At 74.0% G+C, this 23215-nt stretch carries 19 protein-coding genes; 10 read left to right on the forward strand and 9 right to left on the reverse strand.

The window, feature by feature from the left end; all coding sequences use genetic code 11:
* Window positions 1-24: 24 nt before the first annotated feature.
* Window positions 25-1788 carry a thiopeptide-type bacteriocin biosynthesis protein gene (locus ACFY0D_RS07015; protein ID WP_390797365.1) on the forward strand — a complete coding sequence of 588 codons (1764 nt, stop codon included), beginning with the start codon at window positions 25-27 and terminating at the stop codon, window positions 1786-1788.
* Between the two features lie 43 nt (window positions 1789-1831).
* Here the strand turns inward: ACFY0D_RS07015 and ACFY0D_RS07020 are convergent, their stop codons facing one another.
* Both ACFY0D_RS07020 and ACFY0D_RS07025 read right to left on the reverse strand, forming a co-directional pair.
* The gene (locus ACFY0D_RS07020) at window positions 1832-2422 is read right to left on the reverse strand and encodes an NADP oxidoreductase (protein ID WP_390797366.1); all 591 of its coding nucleotides are present in this window, start codon (window positions 2420-2422) and stop codon (window positions 1832-1834) included.
* A 445-nt stretch (window positions 2423-2867) separates the two neighbouring features.
* Complete coding sequence (locus ACFY0D_RS07025; RefSeq protein WP_373043846.1) at window positions 2868-3326, reverse strand: RICIN domain-containing protein; 459 nt, start codon at window positions 3324-3326, stop codon at window positions 2868-2870.
* Between the two features lie 159 nt (window positions 3327-3485).
* Here ACFY0D_RS07025 and ACFY0D_RS07030 point away from each other — a divergent pair, with 159 nt between their 5' ends.
* Complete coding sequence (locus ACFY0D_RS07030) at window positions 3486-7262, forward strand: hypothetical protein (RefSeq protein WP_390797367.1); 3777 nt, start codon at window positions 3486-3488, stop codon at window positions 7260-7262.
* 12 nt (window positions 7263-7274) lie between these two features.
* Here the strand turns inward: ACFY0D_RS07030 and ACFY0D_RS07035 are convergent, their stop codons facing one another.
* Complete coding sequence (locus tag ACFY0D_RS07035; RefSeq protein ID WP_390797368.1) at window positions 7275-7907, reverse strand: NAD(P)-dependent oxidoreductase; 633 nt, start codon at window positions 7905-7907, stop codon at window positions 7275-7277.
* Window positions 7908-8585: 678 nt separating this feature from the next.
* Here ACFY0D_RS07035 and ACFY0D_RS07040 point away from each other — a divergent pair.
* From ACFY0D_RS07040 to ACFY0D_RS07050, 3 genes are all read left to right on the forward strand, one after another.
* Complete coding sequence (locus ACFY0D_RS07040; RefSeq protein ID WP_390797369.1) at window positions 8586-8816, forward strand: hypothetical protein; 231 nt, start codon at window positions 8586-8588, stop codon at window positions 8814-8816.
* A 300-nt stretch (window positions 8817-9116) separates the two neighbouring features.
* A complete protein-coding gene (locus tag ACFY0D_RS07045) occupies window positions 9117-10202 on the forward strand; it encodes a WD40 repeat domain-containing protein (RefSeq protein ID WP_390797370.1) in 1086 nt (361 codons plus the stop codon).
* 300 nt (window positions 10203-10502) lie between these two features.
* Window positions 10503-11633 (forward strand): FAD-dependent oxidoreductase, encoded by a 1131-nt coding sequence (locus tag ACFY0D_RS07050; protein ID WP_390797371.1) that lies wholly within the window; start codon window positions 10503-10505, stop codon window positions 11631-11633.
* A 191-nt stretch (window positions 11634-11824) separates the two neighbouring features.
* Here ACFY0D_RS07050 and ACFY0D_RS07055 read toward each other — a convergent pair whose 3' ends face one another.
* The gene (locus ACFY0D_RS07055) at window positions 11825-12547 is read right to left on the reverse strand and encodes a dienelactone hydrolase family protein (RefSeq protein WP_390797372.1); all 723 of its coding nucleotides are present in this window, start codon (window positions 12545-12547) and stop codon (window positions 11825-11827) included.
* Between the two features lie 149 nt (window positions 12548-12696).
* On the opposite strand from ACFY0D_RS07055, the gene ACFY0D_RS07060 reads away from it, so the two are divergent.
* Entirely contained in the window at window positions 12697-13077 is a 381-nt protein-coding gene (locus ACFY0D_RS07060; RefSeq protein ID WP_390797373.1) for a hypothetical protein, read from the forward strand.
* Entirely contained in the window at window positions 13077-13382 is a 306-nt protein-coding gene (locus ACFY0D_RS07065) for a hypothetical protein (RefSeq protein WP_390797374.1), read from the forward strand. The genes ACFY0D_RS07060 and ACFY0D_RS07065 overlap by 1 nt, the downstream gene beginning before the upstream one ends.
* Window positions 13383-13680: 298 nt before the next feature.
* Here ACFY0D_RS07065 and ACFY0D_RS07070 read toward each other — a convergent pair whose 3' ends face one another.
* The gene (locus tag ACFY0D_RS07070) at window positions 13681-14616 is read right to left on the reverse strand and encodes a LysR family transcriptional regulator (RefSeq protein ID WP_390797420.1); all 936 of its coding nucleotides are present in this window, start codon (window positions 14614-14616) and stop codon (window positions 13681-13683) included.
* Window positions 14617-14723: 107 nt separating this feature from the next.
* Here ACFY0D_RS07070 and ACFY0D_RS07075 point away from each other — a divergent pair, with 107 nt between their 5' ends.
* From ACFY0D_RS07075 to ACFY0D_RS07085, 3 genes are read left to right on the forward strand one after another with little or no spacing between them, the layout of a single operon-like run.
* Window positions 14724-15701, forward strand: coding sequence for a zinc-binding dehydrogenase (locus ACFY0D_RS07075; RefSeq protein WP_390797375.1), 978 nt, complete (start codon window positions 14724-14726; stop codon window positions 15699-15701).
* Window positions 15702-15705: 4 nt separating this feature from the next.
* Complete coding sequence (locus ACFY0D_RS07080) at window positions 15706-16359, forward strand: NAD(P)-binding oxidoreductase (RefSeq protein ID WP_390797376.1); 654 nt, start codon at window positions 15706-15708, stop codon at window positions 16357-16359.
* On the forward strand, window positions 16359-17432 hold the full coding sequence (locus ACFY0D_RS07085; RefSeq protein ID WP_390797377.1) for a hypothetical protein: 1074 nt from the start codon (window positions 16359-16361) through the stop codon (window positions 17430-17432). Before ACFY0D_RS07080 ends, ACFY0D_RS07085 begins: the two co-directional genes overlap by 1 nt.
* Window positions 17433-17512: 80 nt before the next feature.
* Here the strand turns inward: ACFY0D_RS07085 and ACFY0D_RS07090 are convergent, their stop codons facing one another.
* From ACFY0D_RS07090 to ACFY0D_RS07105, 4 genes are all read right to left on the reverse strand, one after another.
* Entirely contained in the window at window positions 17513-18346 is an 834-nt protein-coding gene (locus tag ACFY0D_RS07090; protein WP_390797378.1) for a helix-turn-helix transcriptional regulator, read from the reverse strand.
* Window positions 18347-18465: 119 nt separating this feature from the next.
* Window positions 18466-19332 (reverse strand): helix-turn-helix domain-containing protein, encoded by an 867-nt coding sequence (locus ACFY0D_RS07095; RefSeq protein ID WP_382539600.1) that lies wholly within the window; start codon window positions 19330-19332, stop codon window positions 18466-18468.
* 441 nt (window positions 19333-19773) lie between these two features.
* Window positions 19774-20511 carry an Ldh family oxidoreductase gene (locus ACFY0D_RS07100; RefSeq protein WP_390797379.1) on the reverse strand — a complete coding sequence of 246 codons (738 nt, stop codon included), beginning with the start codon at window positions 20509-20511 and terminating at the stop codon, window positions 19774-19776.
* Between the two features lie 189 nt (window positions 20512-20700).
* Window positions 20701-23181 carry an alpha/beta fold hydrolase gene (locus tag ACFY0D_RS07105; protein ID WP_390797380.1) on the reverse strand — a complete coding sequence of 827 codons (2481 nt, stop codon included), beginning with the start codon at window positions 23179-23181 and terminating at the stop codon, window positions 20701-20703.
* Between the last annotated feature and the right edge of the window lie 34 nt (window positions 23182-23215).

Below are 23215 nucleotides of genomic sequence, written 5' to 3' on the forward strand. Positions count from 1 at the left end.
CACGCGAGGCGAGGACCGGACGACGTGACGAGCACCGACAACCACACCGGCACCGGCACGGGCGCGGCCGCCGGCACCTGGCAGAGCCACCACCTCTTCCTGCACTCCACCACCGAGGACACCGACCGCTTCCTGACCCGTGACGCGGCCCCCCTCCTCGACGGCCTCGTGGCCGCCGGAGAAGCCGCCGGCTGGTTCTTCATCCGCTACGGGCAGGACGGCCCCCACCTGCGGATCCGTGTCCGCACCACCGGGACCGCGACCGCCGCGGACCTCCCCCGGCTCACCGGCCTGCTGGCCCGGCGGGCCCGGCAGGTGCCCGCCGTCCCCGGCCCCTGGCCCTCCCAGCACGCCGAGATCCGCGCCGTGCCCTACGTACCCGAAACCCGGCGCTACGGCGGACCGCGGGCCCTGCCCGTCGCCGAGGCGCTCTTCGCCACCTCCACCCGCACCGCCCTCGACGTACTGCGGGCCCTGCCCGCCACGGCCACGGCCGCATCCCGGCTCACCGCGGCCGCGGACCTGGCGCACACCACGGCCTACGCGCTCGGCATGGACCCGCTCGCCGCCGCACGCTGGCTCCGCGCGCACGCGGCGGGCTGGCGCTGGGTCACCGAGGTGCCGCTGCTGCCCGCCGCCGCCGTCCACACCCGGGTCAACACCGTCCACGCCGCGCAGCGCACGACCCTCGGCGCCCGCGCCGCGGACCTGCGCGAACGCCTGCAGGCCGGCACCGCGGCGCCCTGGCTGGCGCACTGGGCCGAACGGGTCAGAGAGGCCGACACGCTGCTCGGCGGCCCCGGCGAACGGACCCGGGCCGGGATCTGGGGCTCCCAGCTGCACATGCTGTTCAACCGGCTGGGAGTGAGCCCCGACGAGGAACGGGCCGTGTGCCGGCTGGCCGCGCGCACCCTGCTGGAGACGGACGGACCGGCAGACTTCTTCCCGCCCGGCCACACCGCCCCCGACCTGCAGTACCTGGAGCGCAGCAAATTCCAGATCGGCCGCGGCCAGGACTCGGCACTGCGCCCCCTGCCCGCCCCGGCACCGGCGCCCGCCCCGGCACCGGGAGCCGCCCCGGCCCCGGCCCCGTTGCCCGACCCGGCCGGGCCCGCCGAAATCCCGCTCCCCGCCGACCCGTTGCCCCAGGTGCCCCTGGCCGCGGTCCTCGCCGCACGCTCCTCGCTGCGCGGCGCCCTCACCGGCCCCCTCGACACCGGCACGCTCGGCGCCCTGCTGTGGCACTCCCTCGCCGAGAGCGGCCGCAGCGAGCAGCACCTCGCCGACGGCACGACCCGTACCCTGGCCCACCGCCCCTACCCCAGCGCGGGCGCCCTCCACACGGCACGCGTCCGCCTCCTCGTCCTCGACGTGAGCGGTCTGGCCGCCGGCACCTACGACTGCGTCCCCGAACGCCGGACCCTGCGCCGCATCGGCCCGCCGGCGCCGCTGGAGGACATCACCGCCCTGTCGACCTACCTCTCACGCCCCTCCGCCGACCCGGACTGGATCGGCATCGCACAGGCACCGGTACTCCTCGCCCTCTACGCCGACCTCGGCCTGCTGCGCCGCCGCTACGGACTGCGCGCGCTGCGCCTGGCCCTGCTGGAGACCGGCCACCTGGCCCAGACCCTGCTGCTCACGGCGTCGGCCCTGGGCCTGGGCGGGACCCCGCTGGGCGGCTTCCACGACGACCTGGCCCACGAACTGCTCGGACTCCACGACCCGGACCAGCCGCTCCAGTACCTCCTTCCCCTCGGCCGCCGGCCGCACCCCGACGGCAGGTGACCACCACACGCAAACGGACAACGCACGGCGAACGGTGCGGCACTCAGGGCTCGTCGCCGACCGCGCCCGGTGCCAGGGCGGGGGAGGGCAACGCATGGCGTGCCGCGCCGCCGGACCACCACACCCCGGCGGCGAAGACGGCCGCCGGCTCCGGCAGCGCCGCGCGCGACAGCCCGCCGCAGCCCACCGACGTGATCGGCTCCGCCGCGGAGACCGCGGCGGCGGGGGAGCCGGCGCAGAACGGCACCGCCAGGGGCGCTCCCTCGAAAGCGGGCCGCGGCAGCGTCCAGACACGCTCGTGGCAGATGCCGAACACCCTGGCACCACCCGCGTCCGGCGCGGCTGGCGAGATCCGCGCGGCGACGGAGTCCGTGCCGCCCGCGGTGGCCGGCGAGGGCCCGTCCGGGCCCGCCGCCATGGGCACCGTGCAGTCGAGCACCGTCCGCCCGGCCGGAACGGGGGCGAGCTCTCGGGCCAACCCCGGTGCACTGTCCGCGGATACGGCCATCAGGACCGCCCCGCCGTAGCCGGCCGCCCCGGCGAGCCCGCCGTGCCCGCCGTGCCCGGCGGCTCCGATCCGGGCCGCCGCCGTGGCCGCCGCCATCGAGCCCGTGCCGGGAATGCCGATGCGCATGCTGCCGCTCCCCGGGGGGTGTCATGCCCCGGACCCGGGCAGGACAGGCGGATGGGAGAGCACGAGGAGCCGGCGGGGGACGGGTCCGCGGCGGACTGCCGGGCCCGGGCCGCCTTCGAGGTGCCGGCGAACCGGTGCGACAGCGTGGTGGCCCTCGTCCCCGGCGAGGGCGGCCCGATGCGCCCGCGCGCCCTGCCGGACCGGATCGGCGGAATCAGCCCCAAGGCACTCAACGGCGCCCGGAGCACAACGGCGCCCGGAGCACAACGGCGCCCGGAGCACAACGGCCCGGCGGGTCTCGGCCGTCCTGGACAGAGGCACCGCGCCGCGGGAGGCCTGAACCGCACAGACCCGAGACCCGAGACCCAAGACCCAAGACGCGGGACACGGGACAGGCACCGGCCCGGCCCGGCATACGGGGTGCCGGACCGGGCCGGGCCGGCGTTCAGAAGTCCCAGCTCTGGCTCCGCGCGCCGTTGCAGCTCCAGCTCACCAGGAGCTGGCCGATGTCAGGCCGCCCGGCCAGGATGTCCAGGCACTTCCCGTTCACCCGGTTACGGATCTCACTGCCGTTGCGGTACCACTTCTGGTGAAGACCGCCGTGGCAGTCCCACATGCTCACCGACCCCTGGTCACCCAGATGCGGGCCGTAGATCTCCAGGCACTTCCCGTTCATGCTCGAACGGATCTGCTCACCGTCCCAGTACCACTGCTGGTTGGTCCCGCCGTGACAGTCCCACGTCACCGTGGAAGCACCGTTCTCGTTGTGGAACATGAAGATGTCGGCGCACCTCCCGTTCAGATTGGACTTGAGCAGCGGTGCCGCGGCATACGCGGGCGAGCCGGTCAGGACAGGACCGGCCAGCAGCCCGGTGACCGCCGCCAGCAGCATCAGTCGTCGCACGGACCTCATGAAATTTCCCCTTCCCATCACCGTGGCGCGGTTGCGCCGGCCCCTGTCTAGCCCCCGGCCGATGTCCGGCGCCGGAACGAGGATTCCGGACATCAAAAGCTGGACAAACACCACCCGACACGGCTGCGGAAAGCCGCAGGAAGGAAGGCAATGCCACGCCCCGAACGCCCGCTCGACCCGGACTCCGGTCCGCTGACACGCTTCGCGGCCGACCTCCGGAAACTGCGCGAGGCAGCGGGACGCCCGCCCTACCGGGCACTGGCGAAAAAGGCACACTATTCGTCCACGACACTGTCGGACGCCGCCGGCGGGAACACCTTCCCGAGCCTTGCCGTCACACTCGCCTACGTCGACGCCTGCCAGGGCGACCGCCGCGCATGGGAAACCCGGTGGCATGCCGTCGCCGCCGAGATCGCCGCGAGCGCACCACACGAGGCCCCCGCGGAAACCAGCCGTCAGAACGCCCCCTACGCCGGGCTGTCGGCATTCCAGCCCGAAGACGCCGACCGCTTCTTCGGACGCGAGCGGCTGACCTGCGAACTCCTCGCGAAGGTACGCGACCGCCGCTTCCTGGCCGTCTTCGGACCCTCCGGATCCGGAAAATCCTCGCTGCTGCGGGCCGGACTCGTCGCCCGCGCACGGGCATCGGGGTGGCCGGTCATGCTCCTCACCCCCGGCCCGCACCCCCTGGAGGAATCCGCGATCCACCTCGCCGCGGCGACGGGCGAGGCCCCCGGCACACTGCTGACCGAACTGCAGGACGATCCCGCGGCACTGCACCTGCGCATCCGGCAGACCATGACCGGCCACACACCGGACACCGACACACTGATCGTCGTCGACCAGTTCGAAGAGGTCTTCACCCTCTGCCGGGACCGGGACGAACGCGGCGCGTTCATCGCCCTGCTGACCACGGCCGCCGAGGCGGCGACCAGCCGGACCCGGGTGGTACTCGGCGTACGCGCCGACTTCTACGGCCACTGCGTCCAGGACCCCCGGCTGGTCGAGGCGATCCGCGACGCGCAGATCGCGGTCGGCCCGATGAGCAGCCAGGAACTGCGCGAGGCCATCACCCGGCCGGCCGCCCTCGCCGGCTGCACGGTCACCGGCCCGCTCCTGGCGGCCGTGGTCGCGGACGCCACCGGCCAGCCGGGCGCCCTGCCCCTGGTCTCGCACGCGATGGTCGAGACCTGGCGCCGGCGCAGCGGCAGCCGCCTGACCCTGGACGGCTACCTGGCCGCCGGCGGAATCCAGCACGCCCTCGCACACACCGCGGAAGCCGCCTACGAAGCACTGTCACCGGCACAGCAGGACCTCGCCAGGGCGCTGTTCCTCCGGCTCACCGCCCTGGGCGACGGCACCGAGGACACCAGGCGCCGCATCACCAGGGACGAACTGGACCCCGGCCCCGACACCCTCCACGTCCTCGAATCCCTCGCCCGCAAAAGGCTCGTGACACTCGACCAGGAATGCGCCGAGATCACCCACGAGGCGATCATCCGCTGCTGGCCGAGACTGCGCGGCTGGCTCACCGAAGACCGCGACCGGCTGCTCCTGCACCGCCGGCTCACCGACGCGACCGCCGGCTGGGAGAGGCAGGACCGCGACCCGCACACCCTGTACCGGGGCGCCCGCCTGGCCGCGGCCCTGGACCTGGCCGCCGCGGACGGCAGCCGCCTGACCCCGAAGGAACGGCGCTTCCTCGACGCGAGCCGGGAAGCACAGGCCGGCGAGACGGCGGCGGTCAGGCGACGGACGGTCCGCCTGCGGCAACTGGTCACACTGCTCACCGTGCTGGTGGCCGTCGCGGCGACCGCAGGCGCACTGGCCGTCGGCTCGCGCGACTCCGCCGTCCGCCAGCGCAACGTGGCCATCGCACGCAAGGCCGCCGCCGACGCGGCCGAGGTACGCCGGCACGACCCCGCGCTCGCCGCGCAACTGAACCTGGCCGCCTACCGGCTGGCGCCGACCACCGACGTCCGCGACCAACTCATGAGCACGTTCGCCACGCCCTACACGAGCCGGCTCACCGGCCACACCTCCGACGTGGTCTCGGTCTCCTTCGCCCCGAAGAGCAGGATCCTGGCCACCGCGAGCTGGGACCGCACCGTCCGGCTGTGGGACACCCAGGACGCCCACCACCCCGTACAGCTCGCCGTCGTGACCCAGCCGGAACGGCTGATGTCGGTGGCCTTCGACCCGGGCGGCCGCATCCTGGCCACGGCGAGCGAACGCTCCGTGCGGCTCTGGGACGTGACGGACCGGCGCGCGCCCGCCGAACTGAGCACCCTGCCGGACCAGCCGTCCGCACCCACATGGGTGGCGTGCGGGCCGGGCGGCCTCATCGCCACCGGCCACACCGACGGCACGACGCGCCTGTGGAACGTGCACGACCCCCGCCGCCCCCGGCAACTGGCCGCCCTGCCCGGCCACTCCGGCACGGTCACCTCGGTGACGTTCAGCCCGGACAACCGCACGGTGGCGACCACCGGCGACACCACCACCCGACTGTGGAACGTCGAGGACCCCGCGCACCCGCTCCTCCTCGACGTCCTGCGCGGACACACCGGCACCGTGACCGCAGCCGCCTTCAGCCCCGACGGCACGACCCTGGCGACCGGGAGCTGGGACCGCACCGCACGCGTCTGGGACATCACCGGCGGCCATTGCACACGGCCGCCCGCCGTCCTGCCCGGCCATCCCGCGATCGTCTGGTCACTCGCCTTCAGCCCGGACGCCACCACACTCGTCTCGGTCGGCGGCACCACCCAGTTCTGGGACATCGCCGCCCCGGCCGGCCCGAAGCGGACCAGCACGGTCCAAGGCGGTTTCTACCAAGCCGCGTTCAGCCCCGACGGCCGCCTCCTCGCCAACGCCGACCGGCTCCTGGACCTGCGGGACCTCTCCCTCGCCACCCACGACGACGTGGTCACCTCCCTCGCGTTCGCACCCGGCGGCCACCTCCTCGCCAGCGCCAGCTGGGACGGCACCGCACGCCTGTGGCAGGTCACCGGCGGCCGCGCCCTGTGGCCGCTGTCGGCCCTGCACGGACACACCGGGTTCGTCCGCTGCGTGACGTTCAGCCCGGACGGCCGCACCCTCGTCACCGCCAGTGAGGACGGCACCGCCCGCGTCTGGAACGTCACCGACCCCCGCAAGCCCCGCCTGACATCGGTCATCGCCCCCGAAGGCGGCGAAGTCGCCGGCACCGCCTTCGCCCCGGACGGCCGCCTCCTGGCCGTCTGGGCACAGGCCACGGCCGGCCTGTGGGACCTGACCGATCCCGCCGCCCCCCGGCCGCTGAGCCGGATCGCCGGGGACGGGCCGAACGTCACGACGGCCTCGTTCCGGCCGGACGGCCACACGCTGGTCACCAGCACGGGCGAGTCCGGCTCACTGCGACTGTGGGACATCACCCGGCCCCGCACCCCCCGGGAACTGCCCTCCCCCTTCCGGTCCGACCCCCTCACCGGCGGCGTGTTCAGCCCCGACAACCGGCGACTGGCCGCCTTCCACCGAACGGACAGGACCATCTGGCTGATCGACGTCGACGACATCCACCACCCGGCGAAGACGGCGCAGCTGCCGGCCTCCGGCTCCTGGCTCTACACGCTGGCCTTCGACGCGCAAGGCCGCCGGCTGGCAGCCGGCGCCGCGGACAGCAAAGCCCTCCTGTGGGACGTGGGCGGCCCGGCCGCCCCCACCGTCCTCACCGGCCACGCCAACCCCGTACCGGCCGTGGCGTTCAGCCCGGACGGCACCACCCTGGCCACCGGCGGCAACGACTTCACGATCCGGCTGCGGGACACCGCCCTGGACCGGGTCACCACCCGCATCTGCGACAGCGCCCACCCCCGGATCACCAGAGCCCAGTGGGCCCAGTACTTCACGGCGGTCGGCTTCGACCCGCCCTGCCCCGCCACCTGACGCCCGCAGGGCTCAGCGCGTGAGGATGACGCGCCGGCGGACCCACCGGCCGCCGGCCGCGGCGCAGAGCAGGAAGTCCGCGACATCGGCACGGCCGATCCTCCCGCCGACCCGCCCCCGGGTCCCGTCCAGCGGGATCGCCCGGTAGCCGCCCGTGGCCCGGCCGTCGCCGAACATCACGGGCAGGGCGATGGTCCAGTCGCGGTCGCTGCGGGCGATGGTCTCATCGGCGACGCCCTTGTCCGCCATGAGCGCGCCCATCACCAGCTTCGACGCCGCGGCCTGGAAGAGGGACTGGCGCCGGGCGGTACCGCCCGAGCCGAGAGCCGAGAGCCACACCAGACGCCCCACACCGGCCGCAGCCATGGCCTCCAGGACCGGCCCGGCGGTGCGGGTGGCCAGAGTGGACCTGTAGTCCTTGCCCGGCCCCAGGGCACAGATGAGGGCCTGGCTGCCCCGGGCCGCCTCTTCGACGTCCGCGGCGCGGGCGGCGTCGCCCACGACGACGGTGACACGCTCGTCGTCACGCTGCGGCAGCCGGGCCGCGTCACGAACCAGGACGGTGACCCGATGCCCGGCCGCGAGGGCCTGCCCGAGCACCTGCCGGCCGATGGGACCCGTGGCGCCGAGGAGGGTGAGCTGCATGATCAGGCCTCTTTCCGTGGGCGATGCCCAGCAGCATCGAGACCCCCCTGCCGGCCGCAGGCATGGCTCCGCACGACGCACCGGCCCGGACCGGTCACGAGCCTAACCGGGCAGCACCGCACGCAGCGGATTCCGCGAACGCGCCACCCCGACCGCCCCGGCACCACCCCCCGGGAACCTCCTCGCGCTACTCCGCGGGCGTGATCCGCCATGTGCCGCCGCGCCCACCGGGCGTCGCCGTGCGGCCGGCCGGCCGCGGGACGGAACGTCCAGCCGCCACCGGCCCGGCAGGACGGCCAGACCGATCGTCACCGGATCCCCGGCCCGGTCTCCGGGACCGCCACGTGCCGGCCGGCACGATGCCCGCACGGAACAGGTGCGGGCCGCCGGACGGGCCGCCCGCCGCAGGCCCGGGCGCCGGGGAAGGCGAAGGCAACCGCCGGGGCAGGTACGGGCCGCCGCTCCGGCCCGTTCGCCGCACCGCCCGCGGCCTGCTCCCGGTCACGCCGTTGCTGATGCCGGACCTCGGCAACACCCTGACCGGCCGCGACGCCGCCTTCCGCGACGCCGTCGCCGCCTTCCTCGCCGAACACCGCCTGCCCGACACCGATCTCACCTGGGTGAGGTGATGACCGCCCGCGCCGGCGGCCGCCCCCCGGCCAGGACGTCACCGCGGCCATGACGGACCGATACCGGGACCTGGCACCCGCCGAGGCCGTCCACGCCCTGCCCGACCAGGGCGCCGCCGATCGTGTCGCGCCGGCGGACTCCTCCCGCGCGGCTCTGGACAAAGCCCGCGCCGGCGGCTGGACCTGTGTGATCGTCACCAACGGCCCGCACTGCCCAGCAGGAAGCCAGGATCCGCCGCTGCGGACTCGGCCGGCTCGTCCGGGGCTGGGTGACTTTTGAGGCGGCCGGCCGCAAGAAGCGCCCCTCACCGGCGCACAGGTCACCGGCGGTTCACCCCCTGCCGACATCGCCGGGGCGAACACACCCGGGCTCCGAAGCATGCGGGTGCCGAACGGGCAGCTGGGGGACCAGGACTCCCGCCACCCCGCCCACACCGCCGAGGACGCCGCCACCGCGACCGGCTACGCCACCGGTGCGGCGGGGTAAGACCCGCGATCCGCTCCGCCGCCGAACACAGCGCCCGCGCAAGGGGAGATGCCCGCCTCACGGCTGTCGGTGGCCCGCCGTAGGGTGGCGTGCATGCCCCACACCGAGCACAGTGACGCCCTCCCGGCCGCGGCGGCCCAGACCCGGGAAACAACCATGTCCCCGGCCGGTCCCGGGGACACACCGGCCGGGCAGCCCGGCGAGAGCTCCGGTGCGGCGCGGTGGCAGACGGACTGGGACAGCAGGATCGGGCCCGTCTCGGGCAACGGCTGGGCCAACGCGGTGTCGAGCACCGTCCTGGACGGCCGCGAGGTCGCCGTCGTCGGGACCGAGGACGCGACCGTGCGGATGCTGGACCTGGCCACGGGCCGGCCGGCCGGTGAACCTCTCACCGGCCACGAATACTCCGTGCTGGGCCTGGCCACAACAGTCCTGGACGGCCGTGCGGTCGCCGTCACCGCCGGCGGGGACGGTACGGCGCGCATCTGGGACCTGGCTGCCGGCGAGCAGATCGGGCAGATGCTTGAGCTCTACCGGGGCCCGGTGAACGCGGTTGCGGCAACGGCCTTGAACGGGCGCCCGGTAGCGGTCACGGCGTGCGACGACGGGACGGCGCGACTGTGGGACCTGGCCACCTGCGAACAGATCGGCGACCATCTCGTCTCCGCCTGCAGCGACGTGTGGACGGTGACCACAGCGGTGCTCGGCGGCCGCCCGATCGCCGTCACCAGCGAGGCCGAGGGCCCCCTGCAGGTCATCGACCTGGCCGCCGGCCGGCCGCTCGGCGAGCTGACCGGACACGACGGGCCGGTACCGGCCGTGGCGACAACAGTCCTGGACGGCCGCCCGATCGCCGTCACCGGAGGCGCGGACGACACCATGCGGGTGTGGGACCTGGCCACCCGCGAACAGCTCTACAGCCGCCCCACCACCGAACCGCTCGCGATATCGGCCGGACTCGTGGACGGCCGCCCGGTGGCCGCCACCCTCGCCCAGCCCGGCCTGACAGACGGGCCGCGCATGGCAGACCATGTCCTGCGGGTGTGGGACCTGACCGGCCGGCAGCCCGCCGGACAGGTGGTGGACGGCCCCTGGTCCTCCGGAGCCCAGACCGTGACGCCGCGAGGCCGCCTGCTGGTCTCCTCCTCCGCGGGACTCGCCGCACTCACCCACCGCTGACGAGCCCGCCGCAACGGTGACCCCGGCCGGGAGCCATGCGGCCGTTCCCCGCACCTCCGTGCAGGCCGGGCTCCGTCGCCCGGGGAGCGGCGCGAGAACGAGAGCATGAACACGATCGACCCCGATGCCCAGCGCAGCCCCATCTCCGGGCAGGTGCCGGGACCGATACGACCGACACGCGGTGTCGGTCATCCATCGGCGGCTGCCGGTCCGGTGTCGGTGACCTGTCGGCGGGGTCCGGCAACGTTCCAGGGACAGCCGGCCGGAGCCCACCGGGCGGCCCCGATCCCAGGAGCCACCATGCACATGCCCGTCACGATCATCGGCGCCGGACTCGGCGGACTCACCCTGGCCCGCGTCCTGCACGTCCACGCCATCCCGGTCACGGTCTACGAGGCGGAGCCCTCCCCGACGGCGCGCACACAGGGCGGGCTGCTCGACATCCACGACTACAACGGACAGCTCGCCCTCAAGGCGGCCGGCCTGATGGACGAGTTCCACGCCATCGTCCTGGAGGGCCGCCAGGCCATGCGGGTCCTCGACACGGACGGGACCGTCCTGTTCGACAAGGCCGACGACGGCACGGGCGGACGCCCCGAGGTGCAGCGCGGCGAATTACGGCAGATCCTGCTCGACTCACTCCCGCCCGGCACCGTCCGGTGGGGGCACAAGGCCGCCGGCACCCGTACCCTCGGCCCGGGCCGCCACGAGGTGACGTTCGCCGACGGCAGCACCGTCACCACCAGCCTGCTGGTCGGCGCGGACGGCGCCTGGTCCCAGGTACGGCCACTGCTCTCCACCGTCACACCCGAGTACGCCGGCACGTCGTTCGTCGAGACGTACCTGTTCCACGCCGACACCCGCCACCCGGCCGCCGCGCAAGCGGTCGGCGGCGGGATGCTGATGGCGCCCGCGCCGGGCAGGGAGATCTTCGCTCACCGGGAAAGCGGCGACACCCTGCACACCTACGTGGCGCTGACCAGGCCGCAGGACTGGTTCGCCGCCATCGACTTCACCGATGCCGCCGCGGCCACCGCGCGGATCGCGCACGAGTTCGACGGCTGGGCACCGGAACTCACCGCGCTGATCACCGACGGCGACACAGCGCCGGTCCTGCGCCCCCAGTACACCCTGCCGACCGGACACCGGTGGGACCGGGTACCGGGAGTCACCCTGCTCGGCGACGCCGCCCACCTCGCGCCCCCGAACGGCGAAGGCGCCAACCTGGCCATGTACGACGGCGCCGAACTCGGCCAGGCCCTCGCCGCGCACCCCGACGACGTCGAGGCCGCGCTCACCGAGTACGAGCAGGCCATGTTCCCCCGCAGCGCCCAGGCCGCCACTTTCGAAGGCGGAGAGGTTCCGGGGATCGACTCCGAGCACAACACGGCCCAGAGCCTGATCGACATGATCACCGAAAACGGCCGGTGAGCCGCTCGGACCCCGATCCGGTGCTCTCCGCCCCGCCCCGGCGCGGGCCCCTGCCGGGAGTCCGGCAGGGCCCCGCGGTGCACAGAGCTGCACAGAGCTGTGCAGGGCCGGGACCGGTCCCCGACGAGAGCGGCATCCCGGCCGGCACCGCTCACCGTCCGCCGTGGGCCCGGCGGCCCGGCGGCCCGGCCTCACTTCAGGTGCCGGCCGAAGAACCGGTTCCCGTCCTCCACCTCGAACCACGGGGTGCCGGTGTGTCCGCCCGGATTGGCGTGCAGCGTCTTCTCCTTGCTGCCGAAGGCGTCGAACAGGTCCAGGGCCCGTTGCCGGGGGTTCCCCTCGTCGTCCCACTGCAGCAGGAACAGCAGCGGAACGGTGACCTGCCGGGCCTCCTCGCGCTGGGCGCGGGGCACGTAACCCCCGGCGAAGAAACCGGCGGCCGCGATGCGCGGCTCGGCCACCGCAAGGCGGATGCCGACGGCGGTCCACCCCGAGTACCCGACCGGGCCGCCGATTTCGGGCAGCGCGAGGAGGGCGTCCAGGGTGGTCCGCCATTCCGGGACCGCCTTTTCGACCAGCGGGCCGATGAAGGACTCGAAGATCTCGTCGGCCGGCTCGCCGGCCTGCATCGCCCGGCGGAGGCCGGCGCGGGCCTGCCCGTCGGCGGCGGAACGGGGCCGGTCACCGCACCCCGGGGCGTCGATGGCGGCCACCGCGTACCCCTGCGCCGCCGAGTGCCGGGCCCGGGCCACCAGCCGGGCCGCCCCCCTGGGCAGGCCGTTGTTGTGGGCCATCAGGATCAGCGGGACCGGTGCGGCGGATCCAGGCGTCCACAGGGTGCCGGGGATCTCACCGAGGGTGAATTCGCGTTCGAGGACGCCGTCGCCGAGGCGCTGTTCGGAAGTGAAATGCATGGTCGTGCCTTTCGGGAGTGCTTGCGAGCGGCGCTCCCGGACGACCTGCCTACCGTCCGACCGTGACCCCGCAGGGGAGCACCCATGTCGATACTGCGTTCACGGGTACCACCTCCTCGTTCTCTCGCACGGCCTCCGGGAACGTAGCAGTGCCCGCCGGCGTCCGCCAAGCAGGTTTCCCGCGGCCGCTCGACGGCACCGAACGGATCACCGCCGCCGCCGGGGCCCGCACCGCCGCCGCCCTGCCCGCCGCCGCCTCCGTACGCGACGAACCGCGCGAACGGCCCGGCCGGCGGCCCTGCCTCACCCCCGACTCGCCCGCCACCCTGCACCGGACGCCCGCGGCCGGCGACCCGGGCAACCCCGGCCCGGGCGGCTTCCGGCGCGCCCCGCCCGGGGCACCCGGCCCGACGGCCGGCGCCCCGCCGTCACCCTCGCCCCGGGCCGCGCCCTGCACGGCCACGTCGAGCGCTGGTACCGCCGGGCCCGGCGGACGGCCTCGCCGGCACTGGACGCCGCCGCGTTCGTAATGCTGCCCCTGTTCACCGTCCGCCCGTTCCCCGACGGCAACGGCCCCACCGCCCGCCTGCCCGCCCGGTGCGGCCTCGCGGGCACCGGCCTGCCGCCCGGCCTGCTGCTCGACATCGAGGGCCGGGCCGGCGCCCACCGCACGGAGCACGACGAAGCCGTCATCGCCGGAGCCGGAGGACAACGGCACCACCGGGGCGCCCCGTTCGCCCGCGCGGTCACCGACACGGCCCGCCACCGCACCGCCACCGCACCGCCACCGTCACCGCCTGCGGGAACCTCCTCGACGCGGCGCTCGAACAGGTGACGGGCGACCCGGCCGCGGCCGAAGCACTGCGGCACCTGCGCTGCGGCCCGGCCGTGCCGGCCCAGTGGCCGCACGGGCACACCGCGCACGGTCCCGGACCCGCACCGGCCCGCCTGCGGGACGCCCGGATCCTCGCCGCCCACCCCCGCCTGCGCGACGCACTGGTCCACCCGGGGCCGCTGGCCCCGCTCGACACGCCCTGCGAGCGGAAGGACCCGCCGGGAGAAGCACGAACCGCCCCTCACCGGCGCCCCGGACACCCCGTCCGTGTCCCCCTCACGGAGAAGCCGGCCCCCGGTCACACACCCCGGAGCGCACCGGCCGCACCCGGATCGTCCAGCCAGCCCGCCTCCCGGGCCGCGTCCAGCGCGGCATGCGTGAAGTGCGTGACGATCGGCGACGGCGAGGTCTCCGGGAGCACCAGATGGGTGGCGAGCGGCCGGATCCCGGGAGCGAGCGGCACCCAGCGCAGCCACCCCGGCAGCTGGTCACCCGACGACGCGGCGACCAGAGCCACCGTGCGGGCGTCCCGCAGCACGCTCTGCGTGGGATCGAAGGCCATCGGACGCTCCGTCAGCCGCGGTACCAGCCCCGCCCCCCGGAACACGGCCAGCACCTCGTCGTAGTGGCCGGGGTTGGCCTGCCGCTCGTGCAGCACCAGCGGGAAGGCCGCGACCTCGGCCAAGGCGAGCTCGCGCCGCCCGGCCAGCGGATGGGCGGCCGCCAGCAGCACCCCGCGCGGTTCGGTACGCACCAGCAGCAGCCGCACCCCCGCCACCGCCTCCGGCGAACGCGCGATCCCCGCATCCGCGCGCCCGTCCAGCACCGCGTGCGCGATATCGGGAGTCCGCAGCACCTCGGCGGCCACCTGGACGTCCGGCAGCCGCGCCCGCACCGCCTCCACCAGTCCCGGCACCGTCCCGTACCCCGTACTGGTGCTGTACACCAGACGCAGCCGCCCCAGTTCACCGCGCCCGGCCCGCCGGGCCGCCTCCCACACGTCCTCCAGCGCGGCGAGCGCACCCGCACCACGCTGGTACACCGCCTGCCCGGCCTCCGTCAGGCGCACCACCCGGGTGGTGCGGTGCAGCAGCAGCACACCCAGCCGGCTCTCCAGCCGGCGGATCTGCGTGCTCAACGCCGGCTGCGCGATGTGCAGCCGGGCCGCCGCCCGCGTGAAACTGCCCTCCTCGGCCACGGCCAGGAAGTAGCGCAGCAGTCTCGCCTCGGGCATCGTCACCCCGCCATCGTAGAGGCGCCGCCCCATTCATATCCGGGGGTTATGAACCGAGACAGAGCCGGTCTTTCCCTCCCGGCCCCAGCCCTGCCTACGGTCGGTGCATGACCTCTTCCCGCACGTCCCCCGCCTCCGCCCACCCCGTGCCGCCGGTCCTGCCCCAGCGGATGCGCGCCTGGATCGGCACCCCCGACGGCCCCGACCTGCGCATCGTCGCCCTGCCCGAACCGGCCCCGGACCAGGCGCTGGTGAGCGTCGCGGCCTTCTCCGTCAACCGCGGCGAACTGAACCTGTTCCGGCGCCGCGCCGAGGGCTGGCGGCCCGGGCAGGACCTGGCCGGCGTCGTCGTACGGGCCGCGGCCGACGGCAGCGGCCCCGCCGCCGGCACCCGCATCGCGGCGATGAACGACTTCGGCGGGTGGGCCCAGTACGCGGCCGTCCCCGTCGACCGCCTCGCCGTCCTCCCCGACGCGGTGGCCTTCGCCGGGGCGGCCACCCTCGGCGTCGCCGGACTGACCGCCCTGCGCGCCCTGCGCCGCGGCGGGCCGCTGCTGGGCCGCCGCGTCCTGGTCACCGGGGCGAGCGGCGGCGTCGGCTCCTTCGCCGTGCAACTGGCCGCCGCCGAGGGCGCCGAGGTGACCGCGCTGACCGGCACCCACCGCGACCTCGACCTGAAGGCACTGGGTGCGCACCACGTGGTCACCTCACTCGCCGACACCGAGGGCGACTTCGACGTGATCCTCGAATCCGTGGGCGGAGAAGTACTGGTCACGGCCCTCAAACGGCTGTCGGCCTTCGGCCACATCGTGGTGCTCGGCACCTCCTCGGGCCGCACGGCCAGCCTCAGCATCTCCTCCTTCGTGCCCCACGCACGCCAGACCCTGCACCCCTTCTGGGTGTTCGGGTCCGGCGAGCCGGTCGGCGAGGACCTGGAACTGCTGGTCCGCCTGATCGACCTCGGCCGGCTGCGGCCGGTCCTGGGCCACCAGGACGCCTGGGAACGGCTCCCCGAGGTGATGACGTCGCTGCGCGAGCGGCGGATCGCCGGCAAGGCCACCCTGCTCGTCCACGACGGGGCGTGAGGGCGTGGCACGGATCGTCGTCGCCGGCTCGCCCTACCGGGCCGGCACCGGAAAGATCATCGCCTCGGCGGCCGCCGAACGGGGCCACACCATCCGCTACGTCAGCGACCTCGGCGACCCGGCCCGGCCGGAAGACCTCGGTGAACTGACGGACGCGGCCACCGCCTTGGAGGGCGCCGAAGCCGTCGTCCTCGTCCCCAAGCGGGGCGACGCCCGGGTGCACACCGAACGGGCCACCCGGGTGCTGCTGGAACAGGTACGCCGCCACCGGCCCGCCGCGCACTTCGTCCTCTTCAGCTCGTTCGCGGTCGGCCACGGACCCGCCCACCCGCTCAACCGGATCAACGACACCCTGCTCCCGGCCCGGGTCGCCGCCGAACGGCTGGTACGCGGCAGCGGCCTGCCCTACACCATCGTGCGGCCCACCTGGATGACCGACGACCCGCCCGGCAGCCACGCCCTGACCCTCAGCCAGCATCCCCACGGCGACGGCATGGTGGCACGCTCCGACATGGCCGCCGCGATCGTCGCGGCCATCGAACAGCCCGCCAGCCGGTCCACGACCTTCAGCCTGTTCAACGAACCCGGCGCGCCCGTGGCCGACTGGGCCGCGGCGTTCGCGGCCCTGCGCCGCGACGAGCCGCAGGAGGAGCTGTGATGCCCGCACGTCCCGCCGCCCAGCACGCCTGGGAGGACACCTTCCGCTCCGACGAGGCCGGCCGCGCACTGCCGCCCCGCCACCACCGGCTGCTGATGCTCGACGTCGCGGGCACCCCCCTACGGGAGGACGCCGGACACCTGGAGGCCGCCCTGGGCAACCTGGAGGAGCGCTACGGGCACGGACCCGGCGGCATCCTGATGTGCATGGGCTGGGGCCCGGCCTGGTTCGAGCGGCACACCCGGCTGCGTTCCCCGGTGGGGCGGCCCGTCCCGATGGCCCGCTGGGAGAACCCGGTGCTGGAGGAGTACGACGCCTGCCTGCACCTGGCCTCCGACCGGGAGGAGACCGTCACCGAGGCCGCCGCGTCGCTCTTCGGGCCGGGACCCCAGGACCAGCGCGGGCGCCTCGTGCTGCGCGAGACCCGCAGCGGCTTCGTGGGGGAGGGCCTGCCGGCCGCGCGCCGGCCGCAGGCCGGCGTCCCCGACGGGGCCCCGCTGCTGCTGGGCTTCCACTCGGGACTGCGCCGCAACCAGGCCACCGAGGAAGAGGTCTCGATCACCGGGGGGCCGCTGGCCGGCGGCACGACCATGCACGTCAGCTACATCGTCCTCGACACCGACAGCTGGTACGAGCAGCACGAGGACGAGCGTGCCGCTCTGATGTACTCGCCCCGGACCACCGCGAAGGAGGCACACGCCCTCGTCGAGGACGCGGAGAGCGACCGTACGGAGCTCGCGGCGGTGGCCGCCGCCCACGGCCGGGTCGGCCACGCCCAGGCGACCGGGCGGGCCCGGCTCGCCGGCCGTCCGCGGATCAACCGCAGGGACTTCGCGACGATGGACCACGGGGTGCCCGGCACCCACTTCGTGTCCCTGCAGCGCACCATGGAGGACTTCCACGCCACCCGGGCGATGATGAACGCGGCCGACGCCTCCACCCACCACGGCGGGATCGGCGTGCGGCGCAACAACGGCATCAACGCGTTCATGGACGTCCGGAGCCGGGCCACCTTCGCCGTGCCCCCGCGCGCCGAGCGCGCCTACCCGGGGCTGCCGCAACCGCCCGCCTGAGCCGGCCGGGCCCCTCGCGTACGCGTGCACCTGCGCAGCGGCGGCTGCCGGGCCCGGCCGCGCCGGCCGGCCGTGGTGCATCAGCCGGACCGTCCGGCGACCCGGGCGAGCAGATCGTCCAGCGCGGCCGCGGACGCGGAACCGGGATCCGGGCTGAACACCACGGCCCACTCCCCGTTCTGCGCCCCCTCCTCCAGCACCACCCGGGAGAGCTCCATGGAGCCCACCGCCGGATGCTCGAAGCGGAAGAGGACGCCGCAGTCGTCCTCGTCCCTCCTCTCCCCGGCCGGACGCGACCACAGCTGCGCGAACTCACCGCTGCCGGCGGCCAGTTCGCCCACCAGGCGGGTCAGCTCCTCGTCCGGATGCTGCTCCACCGCCCGCCGCAGGGCCCCGACGAGCCCGGCGACCTGCCGCTGCCCGGGCCCGTACAGCGCCCGCGTCGCCCGGCCGAGGAAGAGCATCCGGGCGAGGTTGGGCTGTACGTGCTCGACCGGCCAGTCCAGGTCCCAGGCGAGCAGCGCCTGCCCCGGCAGGTTCCAGCCGGTGATGTCGTAGCGGTGGTTGAAGGCGATGACCGGCAGCGTGGGCACGGCCCGGGTCAGGTGGCCGAGCCCCCGCAGCCGGGACGTGCCGGGGGAGGCCCCGAGCCGGAACAGCTCGGCCCGGTCGCCGGCCTCAAGGCGCAGCGCCGATGCCAGCGCGTGGAGTGCGGACAGGGACACGCGGCCGGCCCGGCCGTCCTCGATGTCGGTGTAGCGGTCGGCGTCGAGCCCCGCGGCCCGGGCCAGTTCGGCGGGCAGCAGACAGGGCGCGGTCCGGGGGCCCGCGCCCGCCGGCACCCCCGTCTGCCCGGGGGCCGTGCGCAGGCGGTGGGAGCGCAGGAAGTGGCTGAGGTCGGCGAAGGATTCCATGGGTCCAGTCTCGGCGAGGCGTTGATCCCCTCGCCTGCCCCTGCTGGTCATCCTCAGCGGGTATTGACGTGTTCTCGACTCCCTGCGGACCGGCGCCGGCGTCCTGCCGGCGCGGGCCGCTAGCCGCCGCCGCGGCCTTCCAGGAGGATGCGCAGCGCCTCTTCCTCCAGGGAGGCGGGCTCCGCGTGGTACAGCACGATGCACTGGTCGGGGGAGTCGGGAAGGCGCAGGCTCTCGAAGGCGAGGGTCAGTTCCCCGACGGCCGGGTGGTGGAGATGGCGCGTACCGAACGTCTTGTCCCACACCACGTGTCCCGACCAGATCTCGGTGAACTCCGGGCTCGCGTGGGAGAGACGTTCGATCAGCTCGACCAGTTCCGGGTCGCCCGGGAAACGGCCGGCCATCATCCGCAGGTACCCCGCCATCTCGACCGCCTCGTCGTTCCAGCGGGGGTAGAGGGCGCGGGCGCCGGGGTGGAGGAAGACGAGCTCGGCCAGGTTCGGCGGGGTGTCCCGGGCGAGGAGTTCCTCGATGTCGATGTGTCCGGAGAACATGGTCCGGGCGAGGGCGTTCCAGGCGAGGATGTCCATCTGCCGGCCCAGCACGACCGCCGGACCCTGGAGGTAGGCGGAGATCATCCGGGCCACCGCGGGCCGCACTTCCTCGGCGGCCTTGGCCGGGCGCGCGAGCTCGGCGGCGCGGGACAGGTTGTGCAGGTGGGCCCGCTCGCCCGGGTTCAGGCGCAGCGCGTTGGCGATGGCGTCCAGCACCTCGGGCGAGGCGCTGCGGTTCTGCCCCTGCTCCAGGCGCGTGTAGTAGTTGACGCTGACCTGGGCGATGTGGGCGACCTCCTCCCTGCGCAGCCCCCGCACCCGGCGTCTCTTGCCGTCGCTGGGCAGGCCGATGTCGTCCGGCGACAGCAGGCTGCGCCGTACCTGAAGGAACTTTCCAAGATCAGAATCTCGAACTCCCGTCGCCCGCTGCATTCTTTTTTCGCCTTTCGCTGCCCGCGCACTGCGCTGAAACATCCGCCGAATACTAGCCGATGGGAAACGTGCGGAACTGCCGTCCGAGGCCCGGCTGATTCACGCCACACGGGCCTCCTTACAAAGGAAACCCGGAACGGCGAATTCCGGCCCGTGACGTCCGTCACTCCGCATAACTTGGGGGCCAAGATCCCATGCGGCAAGGCGATTTGGCGAGCAGAGCAGGACCGGCGAGTCCACCTGCAGGGGAACACCGACGACAATTCAGCCAGCGCCGCAGTATTCCCGGACGGGCTGCCGGCGGCGGCGTTACTGGTCACTTACCGTGTAAATCCACCTTGATTGTTGAGGTGTGTACGACTTTTGGTTCGGGTGTGCACCACCCGCTTCCCGTACGTTCTCCAGGAGGGCCGGTAAATAGAAAAGGTCCGGAGTGTTTACTCACGGACATTCGGAACGGGTGGGCCGCCGCCGGTCCAGCGCCCGTACCGGCGTCACCTTGACCAGAGCCGCGATCCGCACCAGCTCGTCCAGTACCGGAACCGGCAGCGTCAACCGCGGCCGCACCCCCCCGGCGCCGGCCGGCGGGACCATTGCGACGGGCCGCGCCACGCCCGCGGCCGTTCCGCTCAGACACATCAGGAACTGGCTTGTTACCGCCCCCTCCCGGAGCACCCCCGCACCCCCTCCCGACCGGGCCGCACGCGTGGTGATGACACCGAAGGCGCCGCCCCGCGCCGCCCGCCCGGAATACCAGGCCGTGATGCCGACATGGCGCGAATGCTGCACCGAGACCACGGACGAACCGTGCACCCGCGCCCGCTCCACCGCCTGGTCCACAGCGAAGGCCAGCGCGGGCTGGCCCAGCCCGTGATGCGCGTCGATCACGGTCACATCCCCGTACCGGCGCACGATCTCGGGCCGGGCGGCGCCATTGATCGTTCCGCCCAGCAGCCCCCGCACATACGGGAGCAGCCGGACCACACCGTGCCGCGCCGCCCCCGCGAGATCCGCGGCCACCAGCACCTCGGCCGTCAGGTCCGCGTCGGCCGGGCGGGCACCCGCCGACTCCAGAGCCGCGCTGACGAACGCGGTCAGCTCATGCCCGGCCACCACCGCCACCAGACCCGTCCCCGGCCCGCGCACCGGCACGGACACCCCCGTCACCACCCTGGGCATCCGCCCTCCCCCCTCTCCCTCTCCCTCTTGCTCTTCCTGCTCTCCCTCTTCCTGCTCTCACGCCGGCACACCACCGGTCCCGGACAGGCAGAAGGCGGATGCCCGGGCAACCGACAGGAGAGTCACCGGACATCCGCCTCCGCCTCCTCGGCGCCCCGCCCGCGGGGGACGGGGGAGGGGCAGCCAGGACTATTGGGAGAGGAACTCCTCCAGCAGGGTGGCCAGCGCGACCGGGGTCTCCACCATCGGGTAGTGGCCGGCATTGCCGACCACGGCCAGCTGCCCGTTCGGATAGTGCTTCATCCACGTCTCCTGCATCGACTCCGCCGTCACCGCCGGATCGTGCTCACCGACCACCACCAGGGCCGGCACCTGAGCACCGCTCACCCGGTCGGCGAAATCGGTCGTACGGAACGAATCCAGGTAGCTGCGGAAAGCGACCGGCCCGACCTCCTTCATCGACGACTCGGCAAAAGCCGTCACCCAGTGCGGCGACAGCCGGTTGCCAGTCGTCAGATCGATGACGATGCGACGGTTCTCGACCTTGTGCGCGGCCTCCGCGAACAGCGGGAAGTCGGAGTCCGGGATGGGCATGCCCCCCGCAGGCACCGGACTCAGCCCCACGATCCGCCTCACCCGCTGCGGAGCCTTCAACAGCACCTGCTGGATCGGCTGCCCGCCCAGCGAGTGCCCGATCAGCGAAAAGTCCTCCCAGCCCATGCTGTCGGCCAAGGTCAGCACGTCCGAGGCGATCTCATCCGTCGTGTACGTACCGGCCACATCCAGGCTGCGCCCGAAACCCCGGGCATCCATGAACGCATACGTGAAACGCGACCCGTCCAGGTACGGCCACAGCGGCGAGAACGACTGATGCCCGCCGAAGAGCGAGTGCAGCACGATCACCTTGTGCGGGCCGGAACCCACAGTGTGGGCGAAAGGAACGGATCCGGCGGTCTGGTACATGTCCTCATCCTCCAGCGGGAGTTCAACGGTCGGTGAAAGGCCGGCCTCCGGAGCGGAGCCCGCCCCGGGGACCAGAAGGCGGTCGAGAGTGTCGTACAGCTCGCGCAGCTCCTCGCGGTGCCCGTGCAGGACGACGTGCCCGTCCGGCCGCACCAGATGGAAACCGGCGTGCCGGCAGTGCAGTTCACGGGCGGCCGACGCGGCCGGACCCCGCCCGGGCAGAGCCGCGGTGTCCACCACCCGCACCTGCCCGGCCCACGGCCCGGCCAGCCGGCGCACCGCATCCGCCAGCCCCCGGTCCGGGTCCTTCTCACCCGGCAGCACCACCAGGTGCAGCCGCACCGGATCGGCAGCCGGCCCGGCCACCCCCAGCGCCACGGCCAGCGGCCGCGGCAGAGCCGCACCCTCCCGGGCATGCCGGCGCAGACCCGCCCGGGCCGAGCACCAGTGCACGGCCCGCGCACGCCGCGGCCCGTCCGCGACCGGGCCGTAAACCCAGCGCCGGCCCGCGGCGACCGGCACGTAGAAGCGGTCCAGAACCCCCGTACGGTCCAGGGCCCGCATCGCCGTGTCCCGCAGGGTGACCTGACTGCCCCGGGTCCACATCGCAGCCCGGGTCTGCAGGTCGGTGTCGCGCACCACGGCATCGGCCACCGCGGCCCGCTCGGGCGTATAACTCTCCAGCAGCCCCGTCCGCGCCTCACCACGCACCACCGACGCCAGCTTCCAGGCAATGTTCTGCGCGTCCTGGATCCCGGTGTTCAGACCCTGCCCGCCCATCGGACTGTGCGCGTGCGCGGCGTCCCCGGCCAGGAACACCCGGCCCAGCTGGAACGAGGCGGCCCGGCGCCGGTGCACCCGGAAGGTGGTCACCCAGTCCGGGTCCGTCAGCCGCAGCCCGCCCGGCCCGCGCAGGTCCACCAGCCGCTGCATGTCGGCCAGCGTCCCGTCCGCCATGTCCGCAGGAGCGTTGGTGAAGAAACGGAACAGCCCGAACGGCTGCGGCACGATGGCCAGGACACCCATCCGTGACTGGTAGTAGTGGATCTCGTCGGGCTCCAGCGGGTCGCCGGCCACCTTCGCATCCGTGATCAGGAAACGGTTCTCGTACGTGGCGCCCTCATAGGCGATGCCCAGCTGGCGGCGCACCGCACTCGTCGCGCCGTCCGCACCGATCACCCACGGCACGCTCACCCGCTCGACGCTCCCGCCGGCGTGCTCCAGCACCGCGGTGACCGGCCGGCCCTCGCGTATCGCCCCGCTGAAGTCCACATCCTGCAGCGACACCAGCCGCACACCGCGCTCCACACGGCCGCCGAGCCGGTGCAGACCCTCGGTCAGCACCTCCTCGGTGAGCCGCTGGGGCAGACAGTAGGGAGCCATGTCATCGGCCATCCGCATACGGGTGACCGGCTTCTTCTCCGAGTAGTAGGTCATCTGCCGCAGCTTGACCGCGACCTGGCCGACACCCCCGGAGAGCCCGAGGTCCTCCAGGATGTCCAGGGTGCGCGGCCACACCAGCATCGCCTTGGAATGGACGCTGGGACCGGGGGCCGCGTCCACGATTCTGACGCGGACCCCCCGGCGCAACAGTTCACAGGCCGCGGTCAGACCGGTCGGACCGGCACCTACGACCAGGACGTCGTAGGCAACCGGCCGCGCCGCGTCCGCGCCGGTTTCTTCTTCAGTGGAGTACCGGGTGGTCATCGAAGCCTCTTTCGCGCTCGCCGTCCGAAGCCGG

The sequence above is a fragment of the Streptomyces sp. NPDC001502 genome (assembly GCF_042894785.1).
In the GTDB taxonomy this organism is placed as follows: domain Bacteria; phylum Actinomycetota; class Actinomycetes; order Streptomycetales; family Streptomycetaceae; genus Streptomyces; species Streptomyces kutzneri.